The sequence below is a fragment of the Rhizobacter sp. OV335 genome (assembly GCF_900142965.1).
Lineage (GTDB): Bacteria > Pseudomonadota > Gammaproteobacteria > Burkholderiales > Burkholderiaceae_C > Rhizobacter.
The window spans coordinates 14,193-38,563 of the sequence record NZ_FRCQ01000014.1 but is presented as its reverse complement, the minus strand read 5'-3'; the positions used below and the strand labels follow the sequence as shown (position 1 = coordinate 38,563).

Sequence of the window (24,371 nt, the reverse complement as noted above, 5' to 3'; positions counted from 1 at the left end):
TGTGCTCCAGAGGGTGACGGCACATCGTACGGAGGGGCTCTTGCGAGCGCATTGCGCGGCAATGCCAGAATCTTCGGAGATCCTGCCAATCGTCATCGCCCCCCATGCCCCTTCTGAGTGAGCTTGCCGCCGACTGGGCGGACCCGGATCTCGTGCCGCGCCCGGTGCTGAGCATCGGTGCCGTGGTCGAGAGCCCCAGCCAGCGGCACGAGATGGATTTCCACAGCCACCGCAAGGGCGAACTGCTGTTGCTGATGCGCGGGGTGCTGACCTGCGAGGTGGCGGGCGGGTTCTGGCTCGTGCCGCCGCAAGGGGCGATCTGGATACCCGGTGGCGTGGCGCACAAGGTGACCGGTGCCGGCGAGATGGAGGGCTACGTCGTCTTCATAGAACCGGAGGCCGCATCGAACCTGCCGTCGACCTGCTGCGCGGTGTCGACGACGCCACTGCTGCGCGAGCTGGTGATCCGCTCGTCGACACTGCCGACGCTCTATGCCGAGGAGGGCATGGAGGCTCGCCTGACCACGCTGCTGGTCGATGAACTCGCGGTGGCGCCGACCGGTCACCTGCACCTTCCGATGCCGGTGGATGCGCGCCTGCGCAAGATCGTCGAGATGATCATCGACGACCCGGCCGACCGTGGAACGACGCAGAGCTGGGCGCAGCGCGCCGGGCTGAGCGAGCGGACGATGGCGCGCCTGCTCGCGAAGGAAACCGGCATGAGCTTCGGCCGCTGGCGCCAGCAGCTGCACCTGATGCTGGCGGTGAAATGGCTGGGCATCGGCTCGTCGGTCCAGCAGGTCGCGGACCGGCTGGGCTACGAGAGTTCGGGCAGCTTCGTGACGATGTTCCGCAAGGCGATGGGGACCACGCCGGGGCGGTATGTCGCTGAGTGAGCCCGCGTCACGACGCCCGTAGCGTTCACAGGCCCTGGGGCCCTCGGGGCGGATACACCAGCTCGTCCCGCGCCGGCGAGTACTGCGCGCCATCCTTCGCCGCACGCTGTAGCTCCGCACGGTCGAAGTGGCCGAAGCCGCGATCGATGAGCGTGTCGATCAGGCCCTCCGTCAGCGGCTCGACGGCATCGCGGGACGCGGCGGAGGTGAACCGCGCCTGGAACGACGCCGTCGCCACTCTGCACGCTTCACGCAATTCGGCGACAGGCAAGCCCTGAACCGTCCGGTTCCCCACCAGAGGCAGGCCCGTTCGAAAGTGCACCGCGTCGTCATCCAGGCGGTACGTGCCGTGAAACTGCATCGTGACCTGCTCGCCGTGTTCCGCCAGTCCCGACTCGACGCGCTCGCCGTGGAAGGCGAGGCACATGCATTCCTGCGTGTGCGGCTCCAGCATCCAGGCATCTCCCGCCGCCGCGAACATCACCATCGGCACGGCGAGCATTTCCGGGCCCGTCACTTCGATGCGATGGCCCCCCTCGGCAGCCAGCGCCTGAAACGCGGCGATCCTGCTGCGCAGCAAGGCCACGCCGTCCTCGGCCTGTCTCTGCTGAAGGCAGGCCGTGACATGGCCCCAATGGTCGTACCCGGCGCCACGGGCGACGCGGTCCAGCAGTTCGGCCAGCTTGCCGCCACCGTTGCGCTGCAGGCGCCTGGCCTGCTTCTTCAATTGCTCCACCTTCTCGGCGGACGTCGGGATGTGTCGCATGCCGCGAAGCATAAACACCAATGCTGTCGCATCATCCGCAACCGATCCTCCCCGCACGCGGCGCCGCCTCGTGCAGATCGGCGGCCAGTCTCGCGGCCCGCTTCAGGTCGGCGGTTCGATGCCCTTCGGTGAAGCGCGACCGGATTGCATCGACCAGGCCTGCGGCCTCGTCGGTGCGGTCGCAGCCGGCCAGCAGCTCGGCCAGGCTGAGCGTTGCGCGCAACTCCAGCGCCAGCGCACCTTGGCGCCGCGCCATCCCCATCGACTGCCGGAAGAGCTGCTGGGCTTCTGCACGCGTCGCCGGCGACCCATCCTGCCGCAGCAGCTCGCCCTTGATGCGAAGCACCTCGGGCAGGAACCAGCGTTCCGCCGTCTGCTCGCACAACGCGAGGGCGTTGTCGAGGGTCACCAGCGCTTCGCCATGCCGGCCCGCCAACGCCTGGCCTCGAGCCAACGCGACGCCGTAGAACGACTGGCGCAGGCCATAGCCGGACGCGCGCAGCTTGCCGAGCAGGGACGCAAGCTCATCGACGCAGGAACCGTCGCCGCGCTCGATGCCGATCATCCCCTGCAGGCAGTGGCTGAGCATGCACCAGACGTTGAGCGCATGCTGCCTCAGGTGCGCGCGCAGGCGCTGCATCAGCGCGTCGGCGGCGGCCAGGTCGCCGGTGTAGAGAGCGATCGGAATGGCCGTGTGCCCCAGCGCATTGCACAGCGAAACGGGATGACTCGCGGCCTGCGCACTCTCGACCGCCTCGTGCGCGATGTGCAGGGCCTGCTCCGCCAGGCCCTGAAGCCACAGCACGCTGGCCATCGTGCCCCTTGCGACGACGCGCTGGTCGAACTGGAAACGGGAGATGTCCGCATGCTGCACCGGGTCGGCACCGGCCTGCAGCACCTTGTCCAGGCGTGCGCGGGCGCTGCCTTGCCGGCCGAAATAGTGCAGGTTGGTCGCGATCAGGCGCTCCGCGCCCAGCCGGTCGGCGGCATCGCCGTGCCGACGCGCCGCGATGCGCAGGCGGCGCAGGTAACCCAGCGCCGCGTGGTACTGGCCCGCAAAAACCAGGTAGACCGACAGCCCCCACAAGGTGCGCAGCTGGAACGAGGCATCGCCGCTGTCGTCGGCGTCGCGCAGCGCGTCCTTCCACAGCGCATCGGTCTCCGGGCGTGGCCCGCGCGTATAGAGGGTGGCCTGCGCCAGCGCGGCGCCGAGTCGCATGCGGTCGCGCACCGCCAGCAGCGACTGTCCGGTGCCGATCGCCAGCGCCCGTTCCGTGCTGTCGCGGCACTCGTCGAGCAGCGAGAGCTGGGTCCACAGCGGGATCGCGCAGACGGTCAGCGCGATGCCGAGCCGCGCATCGCCCGCGGGCGAGAAGGCCCAGGCGAGCGCGCCGCGCACGTCGTCGACGCGGTGGCCGTGCGCGGCCACCCAGTCGGCGCTGTGCTGGTGGCGTGCCTCGCGTTCAACGCGCGTCAGCACGTCGACCAGGTGTTCCGCGTGGCGCCGGTGCAGATCGTGCGCCTCCCCGCTGTCCTGCAGCTTCTGCGCGGCGAAGGCGCGCGTGGTGTCGAGCAGCCGGTATCGGACCTCGGAGCCCCGCACGTCGGCACAGACCAGCGACTTGGCCGTCAGGCTCTCCATGGCCGCCACCATGTCGCAGTCGCCGCCGGCCAGTGCCGTGGCCGAGGCCAGCGTGAACGAGCCGGCGAAGACGGCCACGCGGCGCAGCGCCATGCGGTCGTTGGGCGCCAGCAGGTCGTGGCTCCAGGCCAGCGCCGCCGCCAGGCTGCGGTGCCGCGGTGCCACGCCGCGCTGCTCGAGACCGAGCAGGCGCAGCCGGTCTTCCAGCAGCAGCGACAGCTCGCGCAGCGTGAAGGCCTCGACTCGGGTCGCGGCCAACTCGATGGCCAGCGCGATGCCGTCCAGGCGCTCGCAGATGCCGGCGACGATGGGCGCGTCCGCATCGGACAGGCCGAATCCGTCGAGGCAGGCCGCGGCACGCCGCACGAAGAGTTCGACGGCAGGGAAGGCCAGCGCCTCGGCGGCCGTGAGTTGCGCGTGCGGCACCGGCACCGGCAAGGGTGCCAGGCGGTGAACCGTCTCGCCGCGTATGCGCAGCGGCTCGCGCGTGGTCGCCAGCACCAGCACGTCGGGGGCTCCGGCAACAATGCGGTCGACCAGCGCGGCCGCGGCGTCGAGGACATGCTCGCAGCCGTCGAGCACCAGGACCCCGCGGCGCTGGCGAAGTGCCGAGACCAGGGCCTCGGCAGGGTCTTCGCCGTAGATCGCGATCCCGAGCGCGTTGGCGACCGCCATCGGCAGGAAGCGTGGATCGGCCAGCGGCGCCAGGTCGACGACGTGCGCGCCGCCCTGATGGTCTTCGGCGAGCTCGGAAACGACGGCCAGCGCGACGCTTGTCTTGCCGATCCCGCCGGCACCGGTGATCGTCACCATGCGCCGTTCGGGCAGCGAGCGCACCAGGGCCGAGATGACCTCGGCGCGACCGACCAGGCGCGTGGCGCATTGCGGCAGTCCGTTGCTTCGTGGGCCGTCACGGCCATCGGCGTCGATGCGCTGCACCGGCGCGACGAAGCGATAGCCCAGCCCGCTGATGTTGGCAATGTAGCGGTGACCGGGCCGGCCATCGCCGAGCGCACGGCGCAGCGCCGCGATCGTGACCTTCAGATTGCTCTGCTCGACCACCGTGCCGTGCCAGGCGCGGGCCATCAGGTCGCGCTTGGTGACGAGGGTGCCGGGCGATTCGACGAGCGCGCACAGCACCTCGATGGCCCGGCTGCCCAGGCGCACCGGCGCCTCGCCGTCGAGCAGCAGTTGTTGCTGCGCCAGCAGGCGGAACGGCCCGAAGCAGAAGACCCGGCCAGTGGGCGCAGGCGGGCGTTCGGTCACGGTGGTGGGCCTGTCCACAGGGGGTCACAGGTGGTCGATGCCGGCCGCCTGGATCAGGCGCTTCCAGCGCAGGCGGTCGGCGACGACGAAGTCCGCGACCTCGCTGCGCGGCATCGGCGGATACGGGATCAATCCCTTCGCGACCACCGCCCGGTGCAGCGCGTCCCCGGCCATCGTTGCCGCGACCTCGCTGTTCAGCAGCTCGAGGATCCCGGCCGGCGTTCCGGCCGGTGCGAACAAGCCGTTCCAGGTCGACACGTCGAACTCCTGCATCAGCAGGTTGGCGACGCTGGCGACGCCCGGCAGCCATGGCAGGGCCGTGGTGTCGCACGACGCCAGCACCAGCAGCCTGCCGGCGGCGACCAGCTGCGACACCGAACCCCACGAATCGATCATGAAGGTGGTGCGGGCCGCGACCAGGTCGGCCGTGGCGAGCGGGCTGCTGTAGGGGATATGCGCGAGCCGGTCGGCACCGACCTTCCGGGCGAACAATGCCGCGGCAATGTGGCTGGCCGTGCCGTTGCCGTAGGACCCGTAGCTGCTGGTCGACTCGTGCCTGCGCAGGTGAGCTACGAGTGCGTGGAGCGTGCCGATGCCCAGCGGCCTGCCGGTCACCACCACGAGCGGCTGCCGTACGGTCAGTGCGATCGGCGCGAAGGCGGTGTCGGGGTCGTAGGGCAGGGCGGCGAAGAGGTGGGGATTGACCGACAGCGGCGTGGCCGTCGTGTAGAGCAGCGTCCTGCCGTCGGGCGCGGCGGCCGCGACGGCGCGCGTGCCGATGGTGGCGCTGGCGCCGGGCAGGTTCTCGACGACGAACCGGTTGCCGAGCCTGGCGCCCAGGTCCGTCGCGAGGAGCCGGGCGAGCTGGTCGGTGGCCCCGCCCGGGGCGAAGGGGACGACGACGGTGACCGTGTCGCCCGCCAGGCCCGTCGGCCGGGCTCGGCCGAACAGCGGCAGCGCCAGCGCGGCGCCGGTGAGGGCCTTGAGCGCGTGCCTGCGCGAAACGTCCGCAGACGTGTGCGTGACTGGCAGTCCGAGGTTGCGCATCGCTCGAGCAGAGAAGTACCCGCGTCCGGCAGGGACGCATTCTCGCTCAGCAACTCCTTGGCACCACCATTTTCTGCTTCGTCATGTCGCGCCAGGCCGGCGCGGCGGTCGATGCTTCACTCGATCGATCGCAGCAACTCGACTTTGCGGTCCGACAGCAGCGGAAGGATGCGCTGGACCACCACGCCCTGGTAGTGCGCCGAGCCGCGGTGCACCTCGATCGCGGCTTGGTCACGGTAGCGCTCGACCAGCAGCAGTTCGCCGGGTGTGTCGGCGCTGCGGAAGACGTCGTAGCCCAGACAGCCCGGCTCGGCGAGCGTGTGCGGGCGCAGCTCGGCGACCAGCGCCAGCACGCTGTCGACTGCGGCGGCGTTCACCCGCCAGCGCGCGACGACGGTGATCGGACCCGGCGTGCTCACCGGCTGTCCTTGCGGAGAACCTCCACGATCGCTTGCGCGAGCGGGCCGGCCGACGCCGGGTTCTGCCCGGTCATGAGTCGCCCGTCGACGACGACCCGGGGCTGCCAGACCGCCGTCGACTCGTACTTCGCCCCTTCCTCGACCAGGGCGGTCTCCAGCGAGAACGGCACATCGTCGCTGGCATAGCCGTCTTCCTCCGCATTCGAGAAGGAGGTCAGCCGGCGCCCGCGCACCAGCGGCGTGCCGTCGTCCAGCCGGACACCCAGGAACGCGCAAGGGCCGTGGCAGACGGCGGCCACCACCATGCCTGCATTCCAGGCGCGGGCGACGGCACGCTTCACGTCAGGATCCTTCGAGATGTCCACCATCGGGCCCAGCCCGCCGGGGATGAAGACGGCGTCGTAGTCCAGCACGTCGACCTCGGACAACCGGCGGCTGCGTCCCATCCGCCGCATCGACCTGCTCGCGCGAAAGGCGCGCTGTGCGGCGTCCTTCTCGTCGAAGGAGTCCTCGTGCGGCTGGCCACCCGCGGGCGTCACGTATTCCACCGCGACGCCCGCCTGGTCGAAGACCTCGAACGGATGGGCCACTTCCGCAAAGAAGAAGCCGGTGGCGCGGTGGTGGGGGCCGATCACGGCCGTGTTGGTCACGATGAACAGGACGTGCGGGACGCTCATGGGAATCTCCTTGGCAATCTCTGTAGCGATCTCTGCAGCAACGGCAGCTCAGTGCGGCATGCTCTCGAACTGCGGCAGCCCGAGCGGCCTGGCCCACGCCAGACGGCGCTTCGTGAACATCTCGAGCATCGGTTCGATGCCAGCCGGCTGGTCCAGGCTGCCGAGCGTGACGAAGACCGTTCCGGGGAAGCTTTCCAGGTTGGTGGAGAACACCCGCGCACCGCACTCGGGGCAGAAGTTCCGGTCCAGTCCCTTGCCGGACTCGGCGATGTAGTGAAACGCCTTGGGCTTGCCGCTGATCAACCTGAAGTCGCTTTCGGGCACGCCGAAGAAGATGGCGGCCTCGCCACCCGATGCCCGCTTGCAGTCCAGGCAGTGACAGACGGCAATGAAGCCGGGATCGGTGTCGAACTCGAACTTGACACTGCCGCAGGCGCACTGCGCCGTGTGCTTCTTCGCCATGGGATGCCCCTTTGCGTGGATGTCGGCGAGTTTAGGAACGCGCGTCGCGGCGGGGCGGTTAAATCGGGTTAAACGATGGCCGCGGAGAATTCACCACGCTTCACCATCGGCGACCGTCAGCACGATCTTCCCCTGGAGGTGCCCGCGCGCGGCTCGCTCATGGGCCGCTCGCGCCTCCGCCAGCGCGAACCTGCTGTCGATGGCGACGCGAACCGTCCCCGCATCGAGCAGCTTCCCGAACGCTGCCAGCTGCGAGCCGCTCGAGCGCACCTGCGTCATCGAGACGGTGATGCCGCGCTGCGCGGCCTCTTGCGCATCGGAGAAGCCGATGAACACCGGGAACAGCGCGCCGCCGCGCTTCAGCGTGCGCAGGAAGCGGCCGGTGGTGGGGCCGCCGAGGGTGTCGACGACGAGGTCGAGGTCGCGCGCCACCTCTTCGGGCGCGCTGTGGGTGTAGTCGATGAACTCGTCCGCCCCGAGTTCGCGCAGGAACGCCTCGTGCGCGCCCGAGGCCACCGCGGTGACGTGCGCGCCTTGCCACTTCGCCACTTGCAAGGCCAGGTGTCCGACGCCGCCCGCCGCGCCATTGACGAGCACTCTCTTGCCGTCGAGCGGCACCGGGTGATGACGCTGCGCTTGCAGCGGGTTGGGTTGGTCGTGCCCCAGCTCGACCAAGTACTGCCAGGCGGTGAGACCTGCCATCGGCGCCGCGGCGGCGTGCAGGTGGTCGATGCCCACAGGCTTGTGCGCCAGTTCCGCCACCGGCACGGCGACGTACTCGGCATACGCGGCCCCTTCACCCTTGAGGCCGGGAAACCGGACCATGCCGAAGACTTCATCGCCCACCGCGAAGCCATCGACATTGCCCGCGATGGCCTCGACGACACCCGACACGTCCGTCCCCGGAATGACAGGGAAGGGAATCACGGGCCGCCACTCGGGAGGCAGGTTCCTGTAGCCCTCGCGCAGGTACCAGTCGGGGGGATTGATGCCCACCGCGTGCACGCGAACCAGCACCTCACCCGGCCTCAGCGCGGGCACCGGCGCATCCTCGTAGCGCAGCACCTGCGGACCACCGAACTCGTGCAGCCGGATCGCCTTCATCGTTTTCGCCGTCATCGCCATGTCCTTCATCGGGTTGTGTGGGAAGGACTGTGGATCCGCGCCATCCGTTTGATAATCCCTGCGCGATTCACATATCAAGTGCCATGACGGAACAAATCAGCCTGGAGCGCCTGACCGGCATCGTCGCGTTTGCGCGCGCGGCGTCGTACGGCAGCTTCACCGCGGCGGCACGCTCGCTGTCGGTGTCGCCGTCGGCCGTCAGCAAGACGATCCAGCGCCTGGAGCAGCAGCTGGGCCTGCGCCTGTTCACGCGGACGACCCGTTCGCTGGTGCTGACGCCGGAGGGGCGCGAGCTGCACGAGCGCGCCCTGGTCCTGCTGCGAGCCGCGGAAGATGTCGTCCAGTCCGCGGCCGCGGTGCGGGCCGAGCCCTCCGGCACGCTGAAGATCGCCGCGCCGCTGCCGATCGGCACCCGCCTGCTCGCGCCGGCGCTGCCGGAATTCCGGCGCCGCTACCCGAAGCTGAACATCGACCTGCGGCTGAACGACCGCTTCGTCAACCTGGTCGAGGAGGGCATCGACGTGGCGATCCGCGTCGGCCAGCTCGCCGATTCCACGCTGATCTCGCGCCGCTTCGCGCCGAACCGGGTCGGCGCGTACGCGTCGCCGGGCTACCTCGCGGCGCGCGGAACGCCGCGCAAGCCGGAGGACCTGCGCGATCACGACTGCGTGAACTTCCGCTACCAGACCTCGGGCCAGCCGCTGCGCTGGTTGTTCAAGGTCGGCAGCCGCAACATCGAGTTCACGCCCGACGCGGCCATCGTGGTCGATGTCAGCGACGCGGTCGTCGAGGTGCTGGCGGCCGGCGGCGGCATCGGCATGACGGCGTCGTGGATCGCGGCCCCGTATGTGGAGCGAGGACTGCTGCTGCCGGTGCTCGCCGAGTTCTCGGTCGACCGATCGGCGATCACCGCCGTGTGGCCCGAGAGCCGGCGCGGCAGCCCGAACGTCAAGGCCTTCGTCGCGTTTCTCGACGAGGTGTTTCCGGGCTCGGCACCGCAGGCGTGATCGGCGCGGCGGATGATTTGGAAACACGGCGTGACGGTACGCGCCGGCACCGAGTGGAACCGTATCCACTTTTTATCGGGCCATGTCCTTCCACACGGTGGATCGCCTTGCAGGGAAGCCGGCTACATCACGTTGCAGCCGATGCAGATGCACACGGCTCGCGACAGGTCGGCTGCCTAGGATGCGCCCCACCGTTCAGAGACCTGGAGCCACCGTGACACTCTCCCGCCGCACTTTCCTGGGGTCCGCCGCTGCCGGCGCCTTGCCGTTCGCCACCGGCGCGGCCCATGCCGCGAGCCCGGTCGGCGACGTGGTCGGCAAGATCACCGTCGGCTACCAAGGCTGGTTCGCCTGCGCGGGCGACGGGGCGCCGATCCGCGGCTGGTGGCACTGGTCCAACGACTGGGGCCGCCCGCCGTCGCCCACCAACAAGGCCATCAGCGCCTGGCCCGACATGCGCGAATACGCCGCCGGCTACCGCAGCGACTACGGCAACCTGAACAACGGCTCGCCCGCCACGCTGTTCTCGTCGTACGACCAATCGACGGTCAACACGCATTTCCTGTGGATGCAGCAGAACGGCTGCGACACCGCCGCGCTGCAGCGCTTCAACCCGAACGGCGGCGAAGGCGCCACGCGCGATGCGATGGCCACCAAGGTGCGCATTGCCGCCGAGGCGACCGGCCGCAAGTTCTACATCATGTACGACGTGAGCGGCTGGACCAACATGCAGCCGGAGATCAAGACCGACTGGCTCAACAAGATGGCGGCGCTGGTCGCCTCGCCCGCCTATGCGCGGCAGAACGGCCGCCCGGTGGTCGGCATCTGGGGCTTCGGCTTCAACGACGACAACCACCCGTGGTCCGCCGCGGCCTGCCTAGAGGTCGTCAACTGGTTCAAGGCCCAGGGCTGCTACGTGATGGGGGGCGTACCGACCTGGTGGCGCAACGGCAACAGCGACTCGCGCGCCGGCTACCTCGACGTTTACCACGCCTTCAACATGATCTCGCCGTGGATGGTGGGGCGCATCGGCGATGCCGCGGGCTCCGACTGGTTCTACACCAATGCCAACCAGCAGGACCAGGCCGATTGCAACGCGCACGGCATCGACTACCAGCCCTGCGTGCTGCCGGGCGACCTGGGTGCGCGCCAGCGGGCGCATGGCGATTTCATGTGGCGCCAGTTCTACAACATGGTGCGGGTCGGCGCGCAGGGCATCTACATCTCGATGTTCGACGAGTACAACGAGGGCAACCAGATCGCGAAGACCGCCGAGACCGCGGCCTTCCTGCCGTCGAACGCCGGCATGCTCGCGCTCGACGAGGACGGCACGCCGTGTTCGTCCGACTACTACCTGCGCCTCACCGCCGACGGCGGCCGGATGCTGAAGCGCCAGATCGCGCTGACGGCCACCCGGCCGACGCCACCGGTGGCCGGCGGCACGACGCCGGTCACCGGCAAGGTCGTCAGCCTGCGCGCGCGGGTCAACAACGCCTATGTGTGTGCCGAGAACGCGGGCGACGGCGCGCTGATCGCCAACCGCGCGGCCATCGGCGGGTGGGAGCAGTTCGACCTGCTGGACGCCGGCGGCGGCAACGTTGCGCTGCGCGCGCATGCGAACGGCAAGCTGGTCACGGCCGAGAACGCCGGCAACTCCCAGCTGATCCCGAACCGCACGGCGATCGGCCTCTGGGAAACCTTCCAGCTGATCCGCAACCCCAACGGCAGCGTCTCACTGCTGGCGCGGGTCAACAACCGCTACGTCACGGCCGAGAGCGCGGGCGCCGCGCCGCTGATCGCCAACCGCACGGCGATCGGTCCGTGGGAGCAGTTCGACCTGATCGGCGGCTGATTCTTCGCGGCACCGCGAGCGACCCCCCGAGCGAAGGGCATGGACCTTGGTCCCATGGCGTCGCCGCCCGCGTGCGGCCGACCATGGAGGCGCCGCTCGGCGTCACGTCACCCCGTATTCACATGCACCCGCAGGTGCAGCCGCCGGTACGCCTGCGGCGTCATGCCGGTCGATCGCTTGAACAGCCGCCGGAAATAGCCGGTGTCGTCGAATCCGCAACGCGCGGCGATGGCATCGATCGAGGTCTTGCCTTCGGCCAGCAGGGCCGTCGCCTGGCGCAGCCGCCGCAGGTGGATGGCCTCGGTCAGCGTGCAGCGGTAGATGGTGCGGAACACCCGCCCCAGGTAGTCGGCGTTGCAGCCCAGCGCCGCGGCAATCGTCGAGGTGCTCATCGGTCCGTGGAAGCCGGTGCAGATCAGCGCCTCGGCCCGCGCCGCCAGCACGGCCGCGGAGCTGTCCTGCACGCTGCCGATGGTCCCGACGGCGCGCGAGTTCGTCACCTCCCACAGCATCAGCATCAGCATCAGGCTCATCGGAATCTGGCGCTCGCCCAGCAGCTCCTGCTCGTTCAGGAAGCGCCGGAACAGGCTGGTCATCTGCTCGGGGCGCGCCACCATCGCGTGCTGCGGCACGTCGAGCATCTGCGCGGCCTGCCGCGCCGGCTTGGCGGGCAGTACGAAGTGCGCCCAGAAGAACTGCAGGTCGGGCGGGTAGGGCAGGGTACCGCCGTGCTCCTTGCCGGGCCACAGCAGCAGCGTCTCTTCGGCGCCGACCCGGAATTCGCGCCCCGCCTCCTCGATGCCCAGCGTGCCGCGCTTGACGTACAGCAGCTCGAACGAATCGATCACGCGGCGCGGATGCTCGCCCACGGCACGCGACATGAAAAGCCCGCCGTTGGTTGCCTGCAAGGCCATCGGAAGCGCAAACGAGAGGCTGCTGTCCTGCATTCGAAGGAAGTCGGATTTGTCCCGTTTTGCTCGGGCTTTGTCATCTTGTTGGCCGCATTCGTTGCTGTCAACATGGCTTTCACCGCGCACCAACACCAACAAGCAGGAGACAAACCCATGCGTAGTCCCAACTGGGCGAAACAGCTCGCCGGTGGCCTGGCGGCTGTGCTGCTGGCAGGCGGCGTCCACGCCCAAGCCGGCCAGGAGATCAGCTTCTGGATCCGTGCCGCAGACGCCGGCTTCGTGGAGCCGCTGGTCAAGACCTGGAACGCCAAGCAGGCCAACAAGGTGGCGCTGACCGTCATCCCGAGCGATGACTTCGTCACCAAGTTCGGCACCGCCGTGGCGGGCGGCGCGGCACCCGACGTGGTCGCAATCGACCTGATCTTCGTGCCCGCTTTCGCGCAGGCCGGGCAGCTGAGCGACATCGGCGCCGAGGCGCGCGCCCTGCCGTTCGCGAAGAGCCTGTCGCCCTCGCACGTCCGCCTGGCCATGTACGGCGGCAAGCAGTACGCCGTGCCGTTCAGCGCGGAAAGCTCCTTCCTGCTCTACAACAAGGCGCTGTTCAAGCGCGCCGGCCTGGACCCCGAGAAGCCGCCGACCACGCTGGCCGAACTGGAGGCCTACGCCCGGAAGATCGCCGCGCTGGGTGGCGGTGTCAAAGGCTTCTACTTCTCCGGCGCGTGCGGCGGCTGCAACATCTTCACGATGACGCCCTACGTCTGGGCCTCGGGCGGCGACGTGTTCTCGGCTGACGGCAAGAGCGATGCGCTCGACAACCCCGCGCTGCGCAACACGCTCGCGATGTACCGCCGCCTGTGGAAGGACGGCGTGATGCCCGGCGGCGTCAAGACCGACAACGGCAGCAACTTCATCAGCCCGTTCTTCTCCGGCAAGATCGGCATGCAGGGGACGGGCGCCTTCGCGATCGGCCTGCTGAAAAAGGACCACCCCGAGATCGACTTCGGCGTGGCGCCGCTGCCCGGCGAGAAGGGCGGCAGTGCCAGCTTCGCCGGCGGAGACTCCATCGCCATCCCGGTCGGCTCCCGGCACAAGAAGGAGGCCTGGGACTTCATCACCTGGTGCCTGTCCGAGGAAGTGCAGGTCGAACAGTTCGCGAAGAACGGCAGCATCCCGGTGCGTGCCGACCTGGCCGACAACGCCTACAGCCGGCAGGACAGCCGCTTCGCGATGGCGTCGGTCGCGATGCAGTCCGGGCGCACGCCGTACTCGGTGCACTTCAACCAGCTGATCAACGACCCCAACGGCCCTTGGCTCGCGATGATCCAGGAGGCGGTGTTCGGCAAGGGCGTCGACGTGGCCATCAAGGACGCGCAGGCCAGGTTCCGGCAAGTCCTGGCCGCGCCCTGAGGATGCTGGCACTCCTCGGCCTCCGGGTTCGCCGCGGGCGCGCTGGCCTGCTCTTCATCCTGCCGTGCCTGGCGGTGACGACGCTGTTCTTCATCGTCCCGCTGCTGATGACGGCGTGGATGTCGCTGAACAACTGGCCCCTGCTCGGCCACCCGAGCTTCACCGGCCTGAAGAACTACCTGGACCTGTTCCACGATGCGTCCTTCTGGGGCAGCGTGCTCTTCACGGTGAAGTACACGCTGGTCGTCACGCCGGCGATCTTCCTGTTCGCGTTTGCACTGGCGCTGCTGGTGCACCGTGGCGTGCGCTTCGTCGGGATCTTCCGCACCGCCTATTTCCTGCCGGTGGTGATCGGCATGACCACGGCCAGCCTGCTGTGGACCTGGCTGTTCAATGACCAGGTCGGCATCTTCAGCGCCGTGCTGATGGATCTCGGCTGGATCGACGAGCCGGTGCAGTGGCTCGGCGACACCTACGGCGCGCTGGCCTCCATCGTGGTGATGGTGATGTGGAAGGCGGCCGGCTTCACGATGGTGATCCTGCTGGTGGGCATGCAGGCGATCCCGGTCGACCTGTACGAGGCGGCCAGCCTCGACGGCGCGCGCTGGTGGGCCCAGGTGCGCCACATCACCATTCCGCTGATGCGGCGCACCTTCGCGCTCGCGCTGACCATGTCCTTCATCGGGTCCTTCCTGGCCTTCGAGCAGTTCTTCGTGATGACGCGCGGCGGGCCGTTCAACAGCACGATCACCGTCGTGCACTGGATCTACCGCGCCTCGTTCACCTACTTCAAGCTGGGCTACGGCGCGGCGATGTCGGTGGTGCTGCTGCTGATGCTGCTGGTGCTCTCCGCCGTGCAGCTGTACCTGCTGAGGGACGAGCGATGATCGAACTCGCGCCGCTCTCGATGCGCCCGCACGCCGCGATCGACACCCCCGGCCGCTACCACTGGCGCCGGCTCGGCCTGCAGGCCGCGTACTACGGGCTGTGCAGCGTGCTGATGCTGATGTTCCTGTTCCCGATCCTGTGGTCGCTGCTGACGTCGTTCGAGACCGCGGCCGAAGCCTCGGCGTCGCCGCCGCTGTACTGGCCCAGCCGCTTCTCGCTCGAGAACTACCGCAACCTGGCGAACTACGGGCAGGGCATCGGCCGCTACCTCGGCAACAGCGCCGGCGTGGCCTCGATGACGGTGCTGTTCACGCTGGTGCTCGCGACGCTGGGCGGCTACGGCTTCTCGCGCTTCACGTTCCCCGGGCGGCATGCCTTGTTCATGCTGATCCTGGCGACCTTGATGATCCCGTTCCAGTCCATCCTCAACCCGCTGTTCGTGCTGCTGCGGCTGCTGCACCTGCAGGACACGCAGCTCGGCCTGGCGCTGGTCTACACCACCTTCCAGCTGCCGTTCGCCGTCTTCATGATGCGCAATGCGTTCGATGCGGTCCCGAGGGACATCGAAGAGGCCGCGGTGCTCGACGGCTGCTCGCCGCTCGGCCTGCTGCTGCGGGTGATGCTGCCGCTGGTCGGGCCCGGCCTCGCGACGGTCGCGTTGTTCGCCTTCTTCGGTTCCTGGAACGAGCTGCTGGCCGCGCTGATCCTGATCTCCGATTCGCGCGCCTTCACGCTGCCGGTGATGCTGATCAACGCGCAGAGCGGCCAGCTCGGCTCCGTCAACTGGGGCTTGATGCAGGCCGGCATCGTGCTCTCCATCGTGCCGTGCGCGGCGCTGTTCCTGCTGCTGCAGCGCTACTACATCCAGGGCCTGATCGCGGGTGCGGTCAAGGCCTGATGCCGTCGATCTCCACCGAGTCCACCGGGAACGCTTCATGACATTCGTCGTCGATTTCAGCCGCAGCCGCGGCGCCGTGCTGCGGCCGGTGGCGGTGGCCGCCGTCACGCTGGCGGGCCGCTTCTGGGGGCCGCGCCTGCAGCGCAACGTGGCGGTCACGCTGCCCACACAGTACGACTTGCTGGAGAGCACCGGCCGGCTGAACAACTTCCGGCGCGTGACCGGGCGGTACGACGGGCCGTATGCCGGCATCTTCTTCAACGACTCCGACGTCTACAAGTGGATCGAGGCGGCGTCGTGGGCGCAGGCCGCCGGGCCGGTGCCGGCACTGCAGGAGCGCATCGACGCGGCCATTGCGCTGATCGAGGCGGCACAGGGCGACGACGGCTACATCAACACCTGGTTCAGCCTGGAGCGCCGGCACGAGCGCTGGAGCAACCTGCGCGACCTGCACGAGATGTACTGCGGCGGGCACTTGATCCAGGCAGCGGTGGCGCATCACCGCGTCACCGGCAGCACGCGGCTGCTGACCGTGGCGCGGCGCTTCGCCGACCTGCTGTGCGAGGTGTTCGGCCCGGCCGGCGAGGGCAAGCGCGTGATGGTGGACGGCCACGAAGAGATCGAGATGGCGCTGATCGAGCTGGCCCGCGAGACCGGCGAGCCGCGCTACCTGAAGCAGGCCGAGTTCTTCATCCATGCGCGCGGGCACGGCCTGCTCCACGGTGGCCGCATGGGGCTGGACTACTTCCAGGACGACGTGCCGATCCGTGCCATGACCTGTCTGTGCGGCCACGCGGTGCGCGCGCTCTACATGGCCTGCGGCATCACCGACCTGGCGCTGGAGCGCGAGGACGCGGCGCTGCTCGACCGGCTCGGCTCGCTGTGGACCCAGCTGACGCGCCGGCGCATGTACATCTCCGGCGGCATGGGCGCGCGCTACGAGGGCGAGGCGCTGGGCAAGGACTTCGAGCTGCCGAATGCCCGCGCCTACACCGAGACCTGCGCAGCCATCGGCAGCATGATGTGGAACCACCGCATGCTGGCCGCGACCGGCGATGCGCGCCACGCCGACCTGCTGGAGTGGAGCTTGTACAACGGCATGCTGCCCGGCTGGGGGCTGGACGGCAGGCACTACTTCTACGTCAACCCGCTTGAAGACGACGGCACGCACCACCGACAGGCCTGGTACGACGTGGCCTGCTGCCCGCCCAACGTGGCCCGCACCGTCGCGGGCCTGCCGGGCTGCGTGTACAGCACCAGCGCCGAGGCCATCTGGGTCCACCTTTTCATCGAAGGGACGGCACGCATTCCGCTGGGCGAACGCACGGTGCAGCTCGCGCAGCGCACGCAGTACCCGTGGGACGGCAGCGTCGCGATCGAGGTCGGCACGGCGGGCAGCTTCACGCTGCACGTCCGCGTGCCGGGCTGGTGCGACGGCGGCGCAAGCCTCGCGGTCAACGGGCGCGCCGTGCTGCAGGCCGTCGAGGCTGGTGCGTATGCGGCGATCAGCCGCGACTGGCAGGCCGGCGACGTGGTGCAGCTCACGCTTCCCATGCCCGTGCAGTGCTGGCAAAGCCACCCGCGGGTGCACGAGAACGCGGGGCGCATCGCGCTGACGCGCGGTCCGCTGCTGTACTGCGTGGAGGCGCTGGACCACCCGGGTGCGGACATCGAGGACTTGAGCATCGACACGCAGGCCGCGTTCGAGAGCCGGTTCGAGCCGGACACGCTGGGCGGGGTGGTGACCCTGCGTGGCACGGCGCGCATCGTGCCGCGCGATGCGGCCTGGGACGACGCGCTGTACCGGCGCGTGCAGCCGGGCAAGCCGGACGTGCCGCCCGGCGGCGACACCGTCGAGGTCGTCGCGATTCCGTACTTCGCGTGGCAGAACCGCGGGGCTTCGCCGATGGCGGTGTGGTTGCCTCGGGCCTAGTGGATGTAGGTGCCGCTCAGGCTGATCAGCGTCAGGTCCACGAAGCTGGAGCCGTTGTGGCTCTTGTTCGAGAAGTGCACCCGCATCCCTCCGAGATCCACGTCGTCCATCTTCTCCAACGCGGCGATGAGGCCCGCGCGCGTCGGGTCGGATCCGGCCGAGCGCAGCGCGTTGACCACCAGCTTCGCGGCGATGAAGCCTTCGAAGCTGGCGTACGACACCGGCACCTTGCTGCCGCCATCCTTCAGGGCCTGCTGGTACTCGCGTGCCAGCGGGATGGTGTTGCTCCAGGGATAGGGCACGACCTGCGACATCACGACGCCGCGGCCGAGGTCGCCCAGCGACTTGACGAATTCGTTGGAGTTCACGTTCGACAGCAGCAGGAACTGCGGCCGGCGCCCGGCGGCATTCATCTGCTTGATGAAATCGGCGCAGGCGCTGGGCGTGCAGGCCATCACCACGGCATCCGGGGCCGCCGCTGCGATCGCCTTGACCGCGGCCTCTATGTTCAGCGTCTTGCGATCGTAGTTGGCTTGTGCAATGGCCGTGAGTCCCGCCTTCTTCAGCGCCTGCTCCATGCCCGACAAGGCGTCCTTGCCGAACGGGTCGTCCTGATAGAAGACCGCGATCTTGCGCACGCCTTCGGTGGCGAGGTGGTCGATGAGCTTGGTCGCCTCCTGCTGGTAGCTGGCCCGCAGGTGGAAGACCATCGGGTTGTGCGGCGAGCGCACCGACTGCGCGCCGGAATACGGCGCGATCATCGGCACGCCTTCCTTCGACAGGATCGGGATCGCCGCCTCCAGCGACGGCGTGCTGCGGTAGCCGAACAAGGCGAAGACATGGTCCTCGGCGATCAGCTTCTGGGTGTTCTGCACCACCCGCTTGATGTCGCGGCCGTCGTCGTAGGCCTTGAGTTCGATCAAGCGACCGAACAGGCCACCGCGCTTGTTGACCGAATCGAAGTACGCCGTGGCCCCTTGCAGGCCTTCGACGCCGACGGCCAGCCCGCTGAGTTCACCGGTCACCCCGAGCACGATCGGCGGTTTGGAGCCGCTGTTGTCCGCCGCGGCGGCAGGCAGCGACGCGACGAGCGAGACGGTGAGTGAGGCAGTGAACGAAACAAGACAGTGGAAGAGGCCCCGCAACACTGGCGATCGGAAAGTCATGGCGTGTTCGTTGTTGAAGGGCGGTTGAAGGGGTGCAGCGACTGCCCGTCGAGTTTGACATCCGCTCGTGGCGGCTGCGCGGCCGTGTCCCCAGGGTCTGCCCGGATTGCAGCTGTCCTGGCGCACGGTCACGACTCGACGGGAACCACGGCATGAGCCTCGACAGCCGGAGCATTCCCATCGCCGACCCCCCCGTTTCGCTCCCGCATCGCGCCGTTGCGATCCGTGCTGCAAGTCACGAGCGGCAACCTGCTCGAGATGTTCGATTTCTTCCTTTTCGGCTTTTACGCCACGAACATCGCCACGGCGTTCTTCCCGACCCAGCCGGAATACGCGTCGCCGATGTTGACCTTCCTGACCTTCGGCGCCGCCGGGCGCTAGAACGAGTACTGGATTCCGAAAGAGGTCAGCACCGGCAACTGGTAGGCCTCTTCGCGTGTCCTGTAGTCGGGGCTGTAGCTGTAGCCCGAGACATTCTTTCGGTTGTAGGCGTTGATCAGCTCGACGTAGTACGTGAAGCGATCCGACACCTTGCGGTCGAGCCGCAGGTCCAGCCGGTGGTAGGCGGGTACGCGCAGCGAATTGATGGCGCCATAGACCGGCTTGGGGCGCCCATCAGGGTACACGCCGGTGCCCACCACCGGCGTGTACGGCGAGCCGGTGTGGTAGCTCCACTTGGCGCCCCAGGTCCAGGCGTCCGACTGCTTGTACTGGCCCACCAGCGTGGCGATGACGGGCTGGTCGTAGTCGAAGCGGAAGCTCTCGCCCGTGAGGTCGTTGCGACGCCGTGCCTGCGAGACGCTGAGCGAGAAGAAGCCTGTCAACCTCTCGCTGCCGTCCTTCTTCACCAGCAGCTCGAAACCGCTGGCCGTGCCGCTGCCGCCGTTGCGATAGTTCAGCGCCGGGTCGTCGACCGCGTAGCCCTGGAAGGTCTTGCGATAGACCTCGGCACGCACCGACCAGCCTGCGTCGAGTGCCTGCGTCACGCCCAGCACGTGCTGCGTGCTGCGCAGGTGGGCGAGCTGGGGGTTGCCGATGTCGCGCAGCGCCTGCTCGATGGGCGGCGGCTGGTGGTGCCGGCCCGTGCCCACCGACACCAGGGTGCGTGGCAACACGTTCCACTCCAGTCCCAGGCGCGGCTCGGTGAAGGTCTGCCGCAGGTAGAAATCGCGGCTGGCACGCAGGCCACCGGTGGCCGTCCACTGCGGCGTCAGCCGCCATCGGTGATGGGCGTACGCCTCGGCCTGGTTCTGGCGTGTCTTCTGCAGCGAGACCACGCGGCCGGCCGTGCTGATGTCGCAATTGGGGTCGAACTCGGTACAGCGCGGGTCCTGGATGTCCAGCTCAAGATCGACGAGGCGGCTGTTCACCGCAGCGCCCAGCGTCGTGGCGTGCTCGGGCGTCCAGGCCAGGCGCAGTTGCTCGCGCAGATAGGTGGTGACCACCTCGGCGTCGTAGAAGCCCGCGCTGCCGATGCGCGTGAAGTCGCGGGTGGCCATCTGGCCCAGCGCGAGCTGGTTGCTGGTGGACGGGGCGAACTCGCCATCCCAGCTGAGTGCGAAGCTGCTGTAGGACTGGTGCATGCTGCTGTTCCCCAGCAGCACCGGGTCGCGCTGTACAGCCCTGGAGCCCTCTTTCGTGGTGAAGTCGATGCGGTCGTTTGCGGTGCTGAAGTCCAGGCGCAGGCGATGGCCGGGGTTCAGCTCCCACAACAGCCGGCCCTGCGAGTCGTGGTACACGGGCACGGTGAGGCTGACGCCTTCTTTCTCGTCTTCCACCGTCTTGACGGCCAGGTCGAACCAGCTGCGCCGCCCGGCCAGGAAGAACGACACGCCATCGCCGATGGGCCCTTCGGCCAGCACGCTGGCCCCCAGCAGGCTGAAGTCGAGCTTGCCGCCGAGGCGGTCGCTGCGCGGGTTGCGCAGCGAGATGTCGAACACCGCGCCCACCACGTCGCCGTACTCGGGGCTCCATGCGGCGCTGGCCAGGTCGAAGCGGCGAATCAGGTCGGGGTGGAAGGTGCTGGCGAAGCCGCCCAGGTGGAACAGGTAGCCCACGGGCAGGAAGTCGACGTAGTAGGCGTTGTCCTGCGGCCGCGCACCTCGCACCGCGGGGGCGCTGCTGCTGTCGTCGGTGGTGGTCACGCCGGGCAGGGCCATCACGGCCTTCATCGGGTCGCCGCTGCTGCCGGGGATGCGCGACAGCTCCTCGCGTGTCAGCGTCTGCTTGCCGGCGGCGTTGCGCGCGCGCTGGCCCTGGATCTCGACGGGTTCCAGGTGGATGGGCTCGGCAGGTGCTTCAGCTTGCTGGGCCCAGGCAGAGGGGACGCAGGCCAGGGCGACGGCGCTGAGGGCGAGGCGGTGTGGGTGGCGCAGGAGCGGCATGAAGCACAAGAAGCAGTGACGACGGGCGAGATGCTCGCCGCAACCACCTTCGTGCTTCCTGAAGACGGGCCCCCTAGGTTCGAGGGAGCTTGACGGTGAAGCTGCAGCCGTGCCCGCCGGGGCCGACCTGCAAGTCGACGTCGCCACCCAGCGAGCGCGCCGCTTCGCGCACGATGGCCAGGCCCAGGCCCGCACCGCGTTCGTCGCCGGCCTTGCCGCGCCAGAAGCGCTCGAACACCTGTTCACGCTGCGCGGCAGGAATGCCCGGGCCGTTGTCGACCACCCGCAGTTGCCAGCGCGCGGGCTGCACGTCGATGCTCACGTCCACCAGCACGCCGTGCCCGCCGTAGCGCAGCGCGTTGTCCACCAGGTTGCCCAGCATCGAGCGCAATGCACGCGGGTCGGTGGCCAGCACGGCGTTGTCGGGGCCGCTCAGCGACAGCTCGCTGCCCAGGCCGGTCGCCGCCTCGGTCATGCCGGCCAGGGTGTCGCGCGCGACGTTCATCACGTCCACCGGCTCGCGTGGCGCGAGCGCCGTGGCGTCGGCCTGGGCCAGGCGGAGCAGCTGGTGCGCCAGGTGCGAGGCACGCTCCACCGCGCCCTGCAAGTGGCGCGCGGCCTCGTGGCGCGCCGGACCTTCGCTGGTCTGCAGCACATGGGCCTGGGTGCTGATGACGGCCAGCGGCGTGCGCAGCTCGTGTGCGGCGTCGTGCACGAAGGCCTTCTCGCGGGCGAAGGTGGCGGCCATGCGCTCGAACAGCCGGTTCAACGCCGTCTGCAGCGGCAGCAGCTCGCGGTAGCCCTTGGGCAGCACGATGGGGCTCATGTCGGCGGGCGCGCGCACCGCCACCTGCTCCGACAGGCCGTGCAGCGGCGCCAGTGCCGCGCGCAGTGCCAGCCACACCGGCAGCAGGATGAACGGCAGCGTCAGCGCCAGGTAGCCCAGCAGCTCGACGCCGGCCTCGCGTGCGGCCCAGCGCGTGCTCCGCGCGTCGTCGTCGAGCAAGGTCACGGTCCAGTGCTGGCCACGGGCGGTGTAGCTGCGCAGCGTGGCACCTTGATGCAGGGTTTCGGACAGCCCGTCGGGCAGGCGCAGCGGGTCGGCGTCGCCGGGCTGCGCCGCCGGCAGGCGCAGGCCACCGTCGCGGCGCGACACCAGCAGCAGGGGCCGCGGCTCGCCGTGCGGATCGTTGGCCGCGGCGTCGTCCCTCAGGTTCAGCAGGACGGCGACGCCGGCGCTGACGCTGGCATCGGCCGGCGTGAGGTCCAGCGCCCGTGCCAGGCTCTGCGCCCGGCGCAGCAGGGTGCTGTCCAGCTCGCCCGAATCGCGCTTGAGCGTCTGCCACAGGATGAAGCCGAAGAAGACGAGGAACAGCAGCACGATCACGCCCATCATGGCCACCAGCACGCGTCGCTGCAGCCGCGGCGGGCGCGCGGTGGCTGCGACCGCGCTCAAGCGCGGTCCCCGACCAGCAGGTAGCCGATGCCGCGCACGGTTTTCACGCGCTCCGCGCCGACCTTGCGCCGCAGGTTGTGCACGTGGACCTCGACGGCGTTGAAATCGAGCGGCTCGCCCAGTGGCGCCAGGGACTGCGCCAGGCGGTGCTTGGGCACCACGCTGCCACCGGCGCGCGCCAACGCAGCGAGCACGTCGAACTCGCGCAGCGAGAGGCCCGCCGGCTCGCCATCCACCGTGCAGACGCGCTGGCGCATGTCGATGGCCAGCGTGCCGATGGTCCACACCGAAGCCGCCTGCTGGGCGGCACGCCGCGTCACCGCGTGCACGCGCGCGATCAGCTCGACCACGGCGAAGGGCTTGACGATGAAGTCGTCGGCGCCTTCGTCCAGGCCGGCCAGCCGATCGCCCAGCGCGTCGCTGGCGGTGATGACGATCAGCGGCACGGCCAGGCCCTCGCGGCGCCATGTGCGCAACAGGTCGAGGCCGTGGCCGTCCGGCAAGCCCAGGTCGAGCAGGATGCAGTGGTGGCCGCCGGCCACGGCGAAGCGGTGGGCGTCGCACGCCGTGCGCAGCCATTCACTGGTGAATCCAGCGCCGCGCAGGGCTTGCTGCAGCGACGCGCCCAGGTCCACATCGTCTTCGATCAGCAGCAGGTGCATCGTGCGCGATGGTAGGGCCCGCGAGCTTGGCCGATGCTTAAGAGGTGCAGCGGCGTCGCATCAGCCGATCGTGGCGGCCGACGCAACGCTGTTGCGCTTCATGGCCGATGCGGCCTCCCGGCAGGCCTCGAAGAAGGCGAGCTTGGTGGCATTGCGGCGGCGGTGCTGGGCGCGGTGCTTGGATGCCACCTCGCTGTCCGGCCGGATCCCCGGCGTTTCCGGCAGTTGCCAATGGCGCGAACCGAGGCGGGCCGCGCCGGCCTCGGTCCAGACTCTGTCGTAGTCGAGCTGGATGTTCCGCCGCCGCGCATAGCCTGCCGACACGTGCGATTGCTGGGCGACGGTGACCGGTGCCGGAAGGTCCCAGCCCGCGCACACGCCTTGCAATGCACACAGCAGCAGCGACGACGGCCGCAGGCGGTGCAGTTGCGTGCCCAGTTCGCGCATCAGCGCCTCGGTCCCGCGCACCCCTTGGAAACCGGCGATGAGGGCGACGCTGCGCTCCTCGCCGGCGATGCCGGCCGCGCGGGCGCCGACGATGCTGAAGTTGGTCGACACCAGGCGCTGGCCCTGGAACAGCAGGTCGAAGCTGAGCTCGCCTTCGCGGCTTTGCGAGGCCGACTGCCGCAGCACGAGCGAGACGTCGGTGCAGGTCTCGGACGCCAGCGGAAACAGCAGGCACTGTCGTTGCCACAGCGCCCGGCAGGTGTCCGACCGGAGCGTTGCATGCAACCAGCTGAAATGGGACACGACGCAGGCTGCCCGGTCAGACACGCTCAGGCCATCGCAGAGGTACGGCCGCAACGGCCGCAGGCTCACTTCGATCGGGTAGTGCGCACCGTGCTCCAGCTTGAGGCGATGCAAGGAAACCCGGCAGATCTGGACGCCGGCCTTGCGCAGCGCAAAGCGCCAGAAGAACTTGACAGCCCGCCTGTACGTCGCCCACCTCCCGCCTGCGCCGTCGTCCGTGCTGCGGAACAAGACGTGCCAATCCACTCGGGCTTGCGCCGCTGCTGCAAACATCCTCTGGTCTCCTCCCGCCCCGCGAATCGCCATTCGGCGACTGAATTTGTACAAAACTTTACCATCAGGAAATGTTGCGGAAGCCTTGTTTTCTTTGGGCTTCCTTGGTTTTGCTGCGTCTCGCGTCTCGCGTCTCGCGTGTCGTTTTTCGCCGTGAGCAGGCCTCGGCACTCGACCAGGCGGCCGCTTCGATGGAAGAGCTCGGCTCCACCGTCAGCCTGACCGGCCGTTCGGCCGAGGCGGCAAAGGGAGCAAGGCACGACGCTCGTCGGCCAGGCCGGCGTCACGATGACCGAGGTGGTCAGCTGCCATCCAGCGCGTGACCGACATCGCCAGCGAGATCAGCGCCGCCAGCAGCGAGCAGAGCGTGGGCGTTCCGCGGTGCAGGCCGTGGCCGTCTTCAAGCTGCCGGCCGGCGGCGCGGAACATCGGGCAAGCCCCGGCCAGGCCGACGTCGCGCGCAACCCCACCGAGCGCCGCGGTG

20 protein-coding genes and 2 pseudogenes are annotated in these 24,371 nt (G+C 69.1%); 9 read left to right on the top strand and 13 right to left on the bottom strand.

Going from position 1 to position 24,371, the window contains the following annotated elements:
• Positions 1-104 precede the first annotated feature (104 nt).
• Positions 105-896: an AraC family transcriptional regulator gene (locus BUE42_RS16000; protein ID WP_073466103.1), complete on the top strand. Its 792-nt coding sequence runs from the start codon at positions 105-107 to the stop codon at positions 894-896.
• A 25-nt stretch (positions 897-921) separates the two neighbouring features.
• On the opposite strand, the gene BUE42_RS15995 is transcribed toward BUE42_RS16000, so the two are convergent.
• The 7 genes from BUE42_RS15995 to BUE42_RS15965 all read right to left on the bottom strand — a co-directional run bounded on the left by BUE42_RS15995 (position 922) and on the right by BUE42_RS15965 (position 8,309).
• On the bottom strand, positions 922-1,662 hold the full coding sequence (locus BUE42_RS15995) for a hypothetical protein (RefSeq protein WP_143171532.1): 741 nt from the start codon (positions 1,660-1,662) through the stop codon (positions 922-924).
• 31 nt (positions 1,663-1,693) lie between these two features.
• Positions 1,694-4,570, bottom strand: a complete 2,877-nt coding sequence (locus tag BUE42_RS15990) for an ATP-binding protein (RefSeq protein ID WP_073466211.1) — start codon at positions 4,568-4,570, stop codon at positions 1,694-1,696.
• A gap of 24 nt (positions 4,571-4,594) precedes the next feature.
• Positions 4,595-5,617: a Bug family tripartite tricarboxylate transporter substrate binding protein gene (locus BUE42_RS15985; RefSeq protein ID WP_073466101.1), complete on the bottom strand. Its 1,023-nt coding sequence runs from the start codon at positions 5,615-5,617 to the stop codon at positions 4,595-4,597.
• A 116-nt stretch (positions 5,618-5,733) separates the two neighbouring features.
• Positions 5,734-6,036 carry a putative quinol monooxygenase gene (locus BUE42_RS15980; protein WP_083614183.1) on the bottom strand — a complete coding sequence of 101 codons (303 nt, stop codon included), beginning with the start codon at positions 6,034-6,036 and terminating at the stop codon, positions 5,734-5,736.
• On the bottom strand, positions 6,033-6,713 hold the full coding sequence (locus BUE42_RS15975) for a type 1 glutamine amidotransferase domain-containing protein (protein WP_073466100.1): 681 nt from the start codon (positions 6,711-6,713) through the stop codon (positions 6,033-6,035). Before BUE42_RS15975 ends, BUE42_RS15980 begins: the two co-directional genes overlap by 4 nt.
• Positions 6,714-6,761: 48 nt before the next feature.
• Positions 6,762-7,175, bottom strand: coding sequence for a GFA family protein (locus tag BUE42_RS15970; protein WP_073466099.1), 414 nt, complete (start codon positions 7,173-7,175; stop codon positions 6,762-6,764).
• 90 nt (positions 7,176-7,265) lie between these two features.
• On the bottom strand, positions 7,266-8,309 hold the full coding sequence (locus BUE42_RS15965) for an NADP-dependent oxidoreductase (RefSeq protein ID WP_235002390.1): 1,044 nt from the start codon (positions 8,307-8,309) through the stop codon (positions 7,266-7,268).
• A 74-nt stretch (positions 8,310-8,383) separates the two neighbouring features.
• Here BUE42_RS15965 and BUE42_RS15960 point away from each other — a divergent pair, with 74 nt between their 5' ends.
• Positions 8,384-9,307: a LysR family transcriptional regulator gene (locus BUE42_RS15960; protein ID WP_073466098.1), complete on the top strand. Its 924-nt coding sequence runs from the start codon at positions 8,384-8,386 to the stop codon at positions 9,305-9,307.
• A 214-nt stretch (positions 9,308-9,521) separates the two neighbouring features.
• Positions 9,522-11,159, top strand: coding sequence for a lectin (locus BUE42_RS15955; RefSeq protein ID WP_073466097.1), 1,638 nt, complete (start codon positions 9,522-9,524; stop codon positions 11,157-11,159).
• A 107-nt stretch (positions 11,160-11,266) separates the two neighbouring features.
• Here BUE42_RS15955 and BUE42_RS15950 read toward each other — a convergent pair whose 3' ends face one another.
• Positions 11,267-12,040 (bottom strand): AraC family transcriptional regulator, encoded by a 774-nt coding sequence (locus tag BUE42_RS15950; RefSeq protein ID WP_159445429.1) that lies wholly within the window; start codon positions 12,038-12,040, stop codon positions 11,267-11,269.
• Between the two features lie 183 nt (positions 12,041-12,223).
• On the opposite strand from BUE42_RS15950, the gene BUE42_RS15945 reads away from it, so the two are divergent.
• From BUE42_RS15945 to BUE42_RS15930, 4 genes are read left to right on the top strand one after another with little or no spacing between them, the layout of a single operon-like run.
• Entirely contained in the window at positions 12,224-13,477 is a 1,254-nt protein-coding gene (locus BUE42_RS15945) for an ABC transporter substrate-binding protein (protein ID WP_073466095.1), read from the top strand.
• A 2-nt stretch (positions 13,478-13,479) separates the two neighbouring features.
• Positions 13,480-14,364, top strand: a complete 885-nt coding sequence (locus BUE42_RS15940) for a carbohydrate ABC transporter permease (protein WP_073466094.1) — start codon at positions 13,480-13,482, stop codon at positions 14,362-14,364.
• On the top strand, positions 14,361-15,263 hold the full coding sequence (locus BUE42_RS15935; RefSeq protein WP_200798968.1) for a carbohydrate ABC transporter permease: 903 nt from the start codon (positions 14,361-14,363) through the stop codon (positions 15,261-15,263). Before BUE42_RS15940 ends, BUE42_RS15935 begins: the two co-directional genes overlap by 4 nt.
• Positions 15,264-15,300: 37 nt before the next feature.
• A complete protein-coding gene (locus BUE42_RS15930; protein WP_073466093.1) occupies positions 15,301-17,196 on the top strand; it encodes a glycoside hydrolase family 127 protein in 1,896 nt (631 codons plus the stop codon).
• On the opposite strand, the gene BUE42_RS15925 is transcribed toward BUE42_RS15930, so the two are convergent.
• Entirely contained in the window at positions 17,193-18,362 is a 1,170-nt protein-coding gene (locus tag BUE42_RS15925) for an ABC transporter substrate-binding protein (RefSeq protein ID WP_073466092.1), read from the bottom strand. The genes BUE42_RS15930 and BUE42_RS15925 overlap by 4 nt on opposite strands.
• A 207-nt stretch (positions 18,363-18,569) precedes the next feature.
• Here BUE42_RS15925 and BUE42_RS31620 point away from each other — a divergent pair.
• A pseudogene (locus BUE42_RS31620) lies at positions 18,570-18,731 on the top strand (MFS transporter); the annotation flags it as partial.
• Positions 18,732-18,739: 8 nt separating this feature from the next.
• On the opposite strand, the gene BUE42_RS15920 reads toward BUE42_RS31620, so the two are convergent.
• From BUE42_RS15920 to BUE42_RS15905, 4 genes are all read right to left on the bottom strand, one after another.
• Positions 18,740-20,746, bottom strand: a complete 2,007-nt coding sequence (locus BUE42_RS15920; protein WP_073466091.1) for a TonB-dependent receptor plug domain-containing protein — start codon at positions 20,744-20,746, stop codon at positions 18,740-18,742.
• Between the two features lie 73 nt (positions 20,747-20,819).
• Positions 20,820-22,202 carry a sensor histidine kinase gene (locus BUE42_RS15915; protein WP_073466090.1) on the bottom strand — a complete coding sequence of 461 codons (1,383 nt, stop codon included), beginning with the start codon at positions 22,200-22,202 and terminating at the stop codon, positions 20,820-20,822.
• Positions 22,199-22,864: a response regulator gene (locus tag BUE42_RS15910; RefSeq protein ID WP_073466089.1), complete on the bottom strand. Its 666-nt coding sequence runs from the start codon at positions 22,862-22,864 to the stop codon at positions 22,199-22,201. Before BUE42_RS15910 ends, BUE42_RS15915 begins: the two co-directional genes overlap by 4 nt.
• A gap of 60 nt (positions 22,865-22,924) precedes the next feature.
• Positions 22,925-23,920, bottom strand: a complete 996-nt coding sequence (locus BUE42_RS15905) for a DUF535 family protein (RefSeq protein WP_083614181.1) — start codon at positions 23,918-23,920, stop codon at positions 22,925-22,927.
• Positions 23,921-24,042: 122 nt separating this feature from the next.
• On the opposite strand from BUE42_RS15905, the pseudogene BUE42_RS34300 reads away from it, so the two are divergent.
• Positions 24,043-24,263 (top strand): annotated as a pseudogene (locus BUE42_RS34300) (hypothetical protein); the annotation flags it as partial.
• Positions 24,264-24,371 lie beyond the last annotated feature (108 nt).

What these genes read in the sequence shown, in the direction of transcription:
- BUE42_RS15930 (WP_073466093.1), top strand. Translation starts at nt 15,301, where the DNA reads ATGACATTCGTCGTCGATTTCAGCCGCAGCCGCGGCGCCGTGCTGCGG.
- BUE42_RS15965 (WP_235002390.1), bottom strand. Translation starts at nt 8,309, where the DNA reads ATGAAGGACATGGCGATGACGGCGAAAACGATGAAGGCGATCCGGCTG.
- BUE42_RS15985 (WP_073466101.1), bottom strand. Translation starts at nt 5,617, where the DNA reads ATGCGCAACCTCGGACTGCCAGTCACGCACACGTCTGCGGACGTTTCG.
- BUE42_RS15935 (WP_200798968.1), top strand. Translation starts at nt 14,361, where the DNA reads ATGATCGAACTCGCGCCGCTCTCGATGCGCCCGCACGCCGCGATCGAC.
- BUE42_RS15910 (WP_073466089.1), bottom strand. Translation starts at nt 22,864, where the DNA reads ATGCACCTGCTGCTGATCGAAGACGATGTGGACCTGGGCGCGTCGCTG.
- BUE42_RS15975 (WP_073466100.1), bottom strand. Translation starts at nt 6,713, where the DNA reads ATGAGCGTCCCGCACGTCCTGTTCATCGTGACCAACACGGCCGTGATC.
- BUE42_RS15920 (WP_073466091.1), bottom strand. Translation starts at nt 20,746, where the DNA reads ATGCCGCTCCTGCGCCACCCACACCGCCTCGCCCTCAGCGCCGTCGCC.
- BUE42_RS15995 (WP_143171532.1), bottom strand. Translation starts at nt 1,662, where the DNA reads ATGCGACACATCCCGACGTCCGCCGAGAAGGTGGAGCAATTGAAGAAG.
- BUE42_RS15925 (WP_073466092.1), bottom strand. Translation starts at nt 18,362, where the DNA reads ATGACTTTCCGATCGCCAGTGTTGCGGGGCCTCTTCCACTGTCTTGTT.
- BUE42_RS15945 (WP_073466095.1), top strand. Translation starts at nt 12,224, where the DNA reads ATGCGTAGTCCCAACTGGGCGAAACAGCTCGCCGGTGGCCTGGCGGCT.
- BUE42_RS15940 (WP_073466094.1), top strand. Translation starts at nt 13,480, where the DNA reads ATGCTGGCACTCCTCGGCCTCCGGGTTCGCCGCGGGCGCGCTGGCCTG.
- BUE42_RS15905 (WP_083614181.1), bottom strand. Translation starts at nt 23,920, where the DNA reads ATGGCGATTCGCGGGGCGGGAGGAGACCAGAGGATGTTTGCAGCAGCG.
- BUE42_RS15960 (WP_073466098.1), top strand. Translation starts at nt 8,384, where the DNA reads ATGACGGAACAAATCAGCCTGGAGCGCCTGACCGGCATCGTCGCGTTT.
- BUE42_RS15950 (WP_159445429.1), bottom strand. Translation starts at nt 12,040, where the DNA reads ATGTCGCGTGCCGTGGGCGAGCATCCGCGCCGCGTGATCGATTCGTTC.
- BUE42_RS16000 (WP_073466103.1), top strand. Translation starts at nt 105, where the DNA reads ATGCCCCTTCTGAGTGAGCTTGCCGCCGACTGGGCGGACCCGGATCTC.
- BUE42_RS15970 (WP_073466099.1), bottom strand. Translation starts at nt 7,175, where the DNA reads ATGGCGAAGAAGCACACGGCGCAGTGCGCCTGCGGCAGTGTCAAGTTC.